This is a genomic window from Pelatocladus sp. BLCC-F211, from assembly GCF_041928655.1.
GTDB lineage: Bacteria > Cyanobacteriota > Cyanobacteriia > Cyanobacteriales > Nostocaceae > Pelatocladus.
Genome location: NZ_JBHFLM010000126.1, coordinates 1 through 6,091 on the forward strand (window position 1 = coordinate 1; position 6,091 = coordinate 6,091).

General features: G+C 41.4%; 6 protein-coding genes and 1 tRNA gene. 5 read left to right on the forward strand and 2 right to left on the reverse strand.

All coding sequences use genetic code 11. The features are described from left to right. Nucleotides 1–272: 272 nt before the first annotated feature. The 3 genes from ACE1AT_RS15450 to ACE1AT_RS15460 all read left to right on the forward strand — a co-directional run bounded on the left by ACE1AT_RS15450 (nt 273) and on the right by ACE1AT_RS15460 (nt 3,860). On the forward strand, nt 273–1,772 hold the full coding sequence (locus ACE1AT_RS15450; protein ID WP_374869793.1) for an NADH-quinone oxidoreductase subunit M: 1,500 nt from the start codon (nt 273–275) through the stop codon (nt 1,770–1,772). A 162-nt stretch (nt 1,773–1,934) separates the two neighbouring features. Next, nucleotides 1,935–3,257 (forward strand): CO2 hydration protein, encoded by a 1,323-nt coding sequence (locus ACE1AT_RS15455; protein ID WP_374869795.1) that lies wholly within the window; start codon nt 1,935–1,937, stop codon nt 3,255–3,257. 192 nt (nt 3,258–3,449) lie between these two features. After that, nucleotides 3,450–3,860, forward strand: a complete 411-nt coding sequence (locus ACE1AT_RS15460) for a DUF4112 domain-containing protein (RefSeq protein ID WP_374869797.1) — start codon at nt 3,450–3,452, stop codon at nt 3,858–3,860. A gap of 216 nt (nt 3,861–4,076) precedes the next feature. On the opposite strand, the gene ACE1AT_RS15465 is transcribed toward ACE1AT_RS15460, so the two are convergent. Beyond that, on the reverse strand, nt 4,077–4,748 hold the full coding sequence (locus tag ACE1AT_RS15465; protein ID WP_374869799.1) for a cadmium resistance transporter: 672 nt from the start codon (nt 4,746–4,748) through the stop codon (nt 4,077–4,079). A gap of 93 nt (nt 4,749–4,841) precedes the next feature. On the opposite strand from ACE1AT_RS15465, the gene ACE1AT_RS15470 reads away from it, so the two are divergent. Continuing rightward, nucleotides 4,842–4,928, forward strand: a tRNA-Ser gene (locus ACE1AT_RS15470). Between the two features lie 190 nt (nt 4,929–5,118). Here the strand turns inward: ACE1AT_RS15470 and ACE1AT_RS15475 are convergent. Continuing rightward, the gene (locus ACE1AT_RS15475; protein WP_374869801.1) at nt 5,119–5,352 is read right to left on the reverse strand and encodes a helix-turn-helix domain-containing protein; all 234 of its coding nucleotides are present in this window, start codon (nt 5,350–5,352) and stop codon (nt 5,119–5,121) included. 206 nt (nt 5,353–5,558) lie between these two features. On the opposite strand from ACE1AT_RS15475, the gene ACE1AT_RS15480 reads away from it, so the two are divergent. Next, nucleotides 5,559–5,774, forward strand: a complete 216-nt coding sequence (locus ACE1AT_RS15480) for a hypothetical protein (protein ID WP_374869803.1) — start codon at nt 5,559–5,561, stop codon at nt 5,772–5,774. The last annotated feature ends 317 nt before the right edge of the window (nt 5,775–6,091 follow it).

Sequence of the window (6,091 nt, forward strand, 5' to 3'; positions counted from 1 at the left end):
CTAAAAACTAAAACTAGCGTAGGTTGGGGAGCCAGTGCGTTGCGGGGGTCCCCCCCGTTATAGCACCTGGCGTTTGAGGAACGTAGACGCGCCCTGCGCGGCTTCTCGCAGAGTAACCCAACATTATCAAGGCTTTGTTGGGTTTCGCTTGCACTCAACCCAACCTACATTTATTCTTAACTGGATTGATCTTATAGAAAAGAAGCTTTTACCTGCTCGAAATCATTAGATTGGCATCAAAGTTTGAAAACATCTATTTACTATCCCAAATTATGCTCAGTGTTTTAATTTGGCTGCCGATTTTTGCGGCTGCCATCATCGCCTTATTCCCTGGAAGTATTTCTGCTAATCGTGTGCGTTTAGGAGCATTATTTGCTTCTGGAACAGTACTGTTGTGGAATCTTTTCCTCTTATTCAAATTTGATATCAACAATACGGGGATGCAGTTACAAGAGTATCTCCCCTGGATTGAAACTCTTGGTTTAAGCTATCAGATTGGAGTAGATGGACTTTCTATCTTACTCCTGGTTTTAAATAGCTTGCTCACTTGGATTGCAATTTATAGCAGTAGTCAGCACACAGAACGTCCCCGACTTTTTTACTCTCTAATTTTGTTAGTGAGTGGTGGAGTAGCAGGTGCATTTTTAGCAGATAATTTACTGCTATTCTTCCTATTCTACGAATTAGAATTAATACCCTTTTATCTACTAATTAGCATTTGGGGTGGGCAAAGAAGGGCATATGCTGGGATTAAGTTTCTGATTTACACAGCTGTTTCCGGTGGATTAATTCTGGCTACCTTCTTGGGTATTGTCTGGCTGACTGGCTCCACTAGCTTTAATTACGATGCCATTTCGACTCAGACTTTATCTGCAACGATGCAAATCGTTCTCTTAGCCGGAATCATACTCGGTTTTGGGATTAAAATTCCCTTAATTCCCTTCCATACTTGGCTACCAGATGCTTATGTTGAAGCTTCCGCACCGATCGCCATTCTGCTTGGTGGTGTGTTGGCAAAATTAGGAACCTACGGAATATTGCGGTTTGGAATGGCGTTATTTCCCGATGCTTGGAGTACGATCGCACCAACTTTGGCAATTTGGGGCGCAGTCAGTGCGATGTATGGAGCAGTAACAGCGATCGCTCAAAAAGACATCAAGCGCATGGTAGCATACAGTTCCATCGGTCACATGGGTTACATTCTCCTTGCTGCTGCTGCTAGTACACCCCTTGCCCTTGTTGGTGGTGTTGCCCAAATGGTTAGCCATGGTATAATTCTTGCCATTCTCTTCCACCTAGTCGGAGTTGTAGAAGCTAAGGTGGGAACCCGCGAGTTAGATCAACTCAATGGCTTAATGAGTCCCATACGTGGTTTACCCCTGATCAGCGCCTTACTAGTTTTAGGCGGTATGGCTAGCGCGGGTATTCCTGGGATGACAGGATTTATCGCTGAATTTATCGTTTTCCAAGGCAGTTTCTCTGTCTTCCCCATCTCTACCCTACTATGTGTAGTTGCCACAGGTTTAACAGCCGTTTACTTTGTCATCCTCCTCAACCGTACCTGTTTTGGTAAACTCGACAACAACCTCGCCTACTATCCGCAAGTTCAGTGGCACGAAAAAATGCCAGCCTTGATTCTATCAGCCTTGATCTTATTCTTAGGAGTACAACCCACTTGGTTGGTGCGTTGGGCTGAACCAACCACAACAGCAATGGTTGCAGTGATTCCGCCCATCGAAAAAGTTGTCACCCCACAAATAGCCCTTAAATAAAGATGAAGCATAAAGGATGAAGTATTAAAATGTAAAATCTTTTTCATCCTTTCTTATGAACTTCACATTAATTCCGAGTGGACTAGTATTGCTTCGTTTTCTAATTTCTCCTTTCCTAGTTTGGGATGCTTGGGATGGTATCCATAAAAAAAGGAACTTAATATGGTACAAACTCCAGAAAAACCAGCGACTAAATTACCGCCTTCTACTCATGAATTTGCCGAAGTAATTCATCGTTTAGAAGCTGGCGGTTCAATGTTACCAGATACGCCAGAAAACCTCATGCAAATTATCGGCATTTATAAAGCCTATGCAGTGCCGATGGATTTCTACTGGCGTGATTTACTTTATATTGCTGAACAGGTATTTTTAGATCCTTTTCCCTTTTTTAAATACTTTATTTCTCAGGAGTATTTAGAGCGCCATAATCATTATGCTGGTGATGACGCAGATTTGCGAATTTGGCGGGGTGAAGCAACAGCCCACCCGGAACTTTTGGCATTTATGGAAAAGGGTGAAACCTTCAAAATGCCAAAATTACTTCATCATTTGTTCCACGATCGCGTCAATATGGAATTTGCCGAAGCTTGTATGCGCGCAATGCTTTGGCACCGGAAAATGTATGCGCCAGTAAATCAATTTGATGCTTATCTCGATAGTGAAGAATATAAAGCCAATGCCGATCGCGCAATTAAGGCATACTTCCAAGGTAATCCCTTAATGTTGGGACTCTATAAACTGTTTCCAGATATGTTTTTGGAACAGTGCCGCCAGATGTCTTATTATGCAAACCTGGGCTTATTCTGGGAAGTCATGGCACCAGTATTCTTTGAAATGTCGGACATCTACGACGAAGGCGGATTTAAAGGTGTCCCCGATGCGATGAATTTTTTGGTCAATGGAATTTTTGCGATCGCCGGACGTCCCATTTACCACCATGTTTATATCAGGGGTGAATGTTACGAAATTATCCCCAAATCTAAGGGTTTTACCTGGCTTTATGAGGCAGCATTACCCTATGTAGAAGCAGTTTTTTATCGTACTGCTCCTTTCAGAGGTACAAAATCTTACAATGCTCAAGCCAGACAAGTCCCTGAAAAGCAAGAAGATTTCCACTACGGTATTTTATACGCCGATGTCTTTCCTGTAGGAACTGCGGGCATTCCACCCACACTTTTAATGCAAGATATGTTGCATTTCTTGCCCCAATATCTTCTAGATTATTACAAAAATTATTGTCGGGGTGAAGATGATATGTTGATTCAGTTGGGAATTACTTTCCAAAGATCAATGTACAATGTTACCTCTGCGGTCATTCAAGCTTTACGAACTGCACTTTTATATCCATTAGATGATCCCAATCCCAAACATTTACAAGCAAATCGGGAATTTTTTGAAGCACAATTAAATCGTTTTTGTCGCCCTGAATATAACATGCGTGATGCTGCCCGTCTACGCCAAATTCAGCGACAGGATTATAGATAGTTCTAGAGGAGACAAGGGAAGGGGGACACGGGAAGGGAGACAAGGGAGACAAGGGAGCTATTTTTCTGGCGTTGTCTTCCCACACTCCCCACACTCCTCGCTCCACTGTTCCCTGTTCCCTCCTTCTTGCGATACAAGACGATTAGAGTAAAACTGGTGCAATCTAAGAGTAGTGTAAATATTTAGTAAATTATGGACGCTGCTAAACGCCTTGCTACTCTCAACCGCATCCGTAAACTTAGCCAACTGATGGATACATCTATACGTATTCCTTTGATCGGTTTTCGCATTGGATTAGACCCCATTATTGGTCTAGTTCCTGGTGCTGGCGATTTAATCAGTACAGCATTTTCGGCTTATATTATATATTTAGCTACTCGCTTTGGTATACCACGCCAAGACCTAACCAAAATGATTTTTAATGTTGGTTTAGAAGCAGTCGTTGGTACAGTGCCTTTAGTGGGTGATTTATTTGATGCTTTTTATAAATCCAATATTCGTAATTTGGCAATCTTAGAGCAACATTTAATGGTAGTTGAACCGGAACTAGAAGAACTAGAAGAACTAGAAGAATTAGAAGAATTGGTTTCAATTAATTCTTAATATCAGGTTCGCTTGATTACTTACAGCAGATTTCATCTTAATGAGGCAGGACTTACGCAAAACATAACGCGCATTTGCGGTAATTCATGAATTACCGCTACCCAAGAATAAGGTTTTCGCTCACATCTTGCGTAAGTCCTGTGAGGTACAGAAGAACCCCACCCGCGCTACGCGCACCCTCCCCGCACGCGGGGAGGGTTGGGGAGGGGTAAAATTCTATGCAGCTTTACGAAGAATTGGTATTAATAAGCTAAACGTACCTCTTTCATACATTATATAAAAACCTAAAGCAATTAGTACAAAAGGCACAATAGCACCACCATAGCGACTTAAAAGAGAGGCTATTGTTACTTGCCGAGCTAATAGATAAGCTACGACACACCAAACGCCAACCATAATAAAAAATACTGCCAGAGTAATTAGTAAACTATTAAAGTTAATACCAGCAAACAATGGAATATAGATACCAATATTATCACCGCCATTAGCAAACGTGATTGCTGCAACTTTATAGGTTTGAGGACTGATCAGACTAGAAAAAAAAGATAACAGAGAGTTAGTATTTCTAGATGATGTAAAATCACTAGTCACTGCTTGGATCTCTACTTTTTCTGTTTCTTGACTGAATAATTGTTTAATCCCAATTGCAATCGGTAGTATTCCCAATAAACCTATCCACGCTCGTGGTACTACTAAACCACCAAAAAAACCTGGCAAACTAGCAATAATAATAAGAGTAAAACCAAGATATTGACCAACAAAAATATGCCGACGCCGAAAATAAGTATTTATCTCGGAAAAAAACAGCAATAAAATGAGGATATCGTCAATATTAGTAGCGGCAAAAGCAATTATGCTCTCAGTCAAAATACTGATAATCTTATTCATGCGAAATTTTTCAAATTGAAATTATGATGATATGATGCTATAATGACTAAGGCGTAGCTATAGTTTCGCTATAAATAAGTATAAATCTCTTTTGGAGAGGTGGCAGAGCGGTTGAATGCGGCGCACTCGAAATGCGTAAATAGGTCAAACTATTCCAGGGTTCAAATCCCTGCCTCTCCGTTAAGTAACAATAGACATCTCCAGAAATTAAATATGCGTTATCCAGAAACCTTGTAGAGACGTAGCACTGCTACGTCTCTACATTCATTTTCACGCCTATGTCTAATAGTTAATAGTCAATGGTCAATGGTCAATGGTCATTGACCATTGGTATTTATTCTCTCCCTTGTCCCCCTTCCCTTGTCCCCCTCTACTCGCCGAATTTTACGCCTAAATCAACGTTAAGCACTCGCTCTATTTTTCTCAGGGTGTCTTCTGGTAAAGCATCCCGTACTCTTTCCGCTTCTATATCATGCCAGTAAGCTCGGCTCATTTGAGCTTCTCCGGCTAAAACTTCGACTGAACGTCCATCAGCTTTTCTTGCTTGTCTAATTTTTGCTCCTAGTCCTTCGACCTCAACGTCTGTGTAGCGTCTGATTTTCACTGTGTCCACCTATGATATCGTCAATTTATTTTTAATATAAATCATCGTACGATTATTGACAAATGCCATACGATGTTCTACTATAGAAAGTATAGAGAAAGCGCTCCCGGCCTGAACAACTGAAAGCGCCTCTCTATATCCAAAACTGTTTAGGACAACCGTCGTTTAGGACAACTGTCGTTTAGGATATTTCCATTGTAGCAACTATGACACAAGTTATTCCTTGTCAAACATTAACAAAAGGTTGGTTAAATTTAGCTTTTGCTCGCCAAATTCAATTTCGCAAAGCTCATTTCAACATGTCATTACAATTTAGCTGCCTAATTATTTGGAATAATGGCGAGAGGGAAACTTATTTTGGCAAAGATGCTCACGCCATAGCTCAAACAATAGAGAAGTTTTCACAACAAGCAAATAGTTAAAGGTCAAAATCAAGTACTCACAGGGGTTATAGAACCCCGACTATTTTAAAAATACAACTGGCGAATGGGGGTTACATCCCTCGTTCACCTACAAATTGGTTTGTAGACGCGATTTATCGCGTCTCTACATTTGTGGAATGACGAAAAATCTTGAATGAGCGGTGTCACCTCTGACTCAATACGGTTCAGTTAAGGCTAAAAACTAAAACTAGCGTAGGTTGGGGAGCCAGTGCGTTGCGGGGGTCCCAAGAGTTGTAGCACCTGGCGTTTGAGGAACGTAGACGCGCCCTGCGCGGCTGATCGCAGAGTAACCCAAC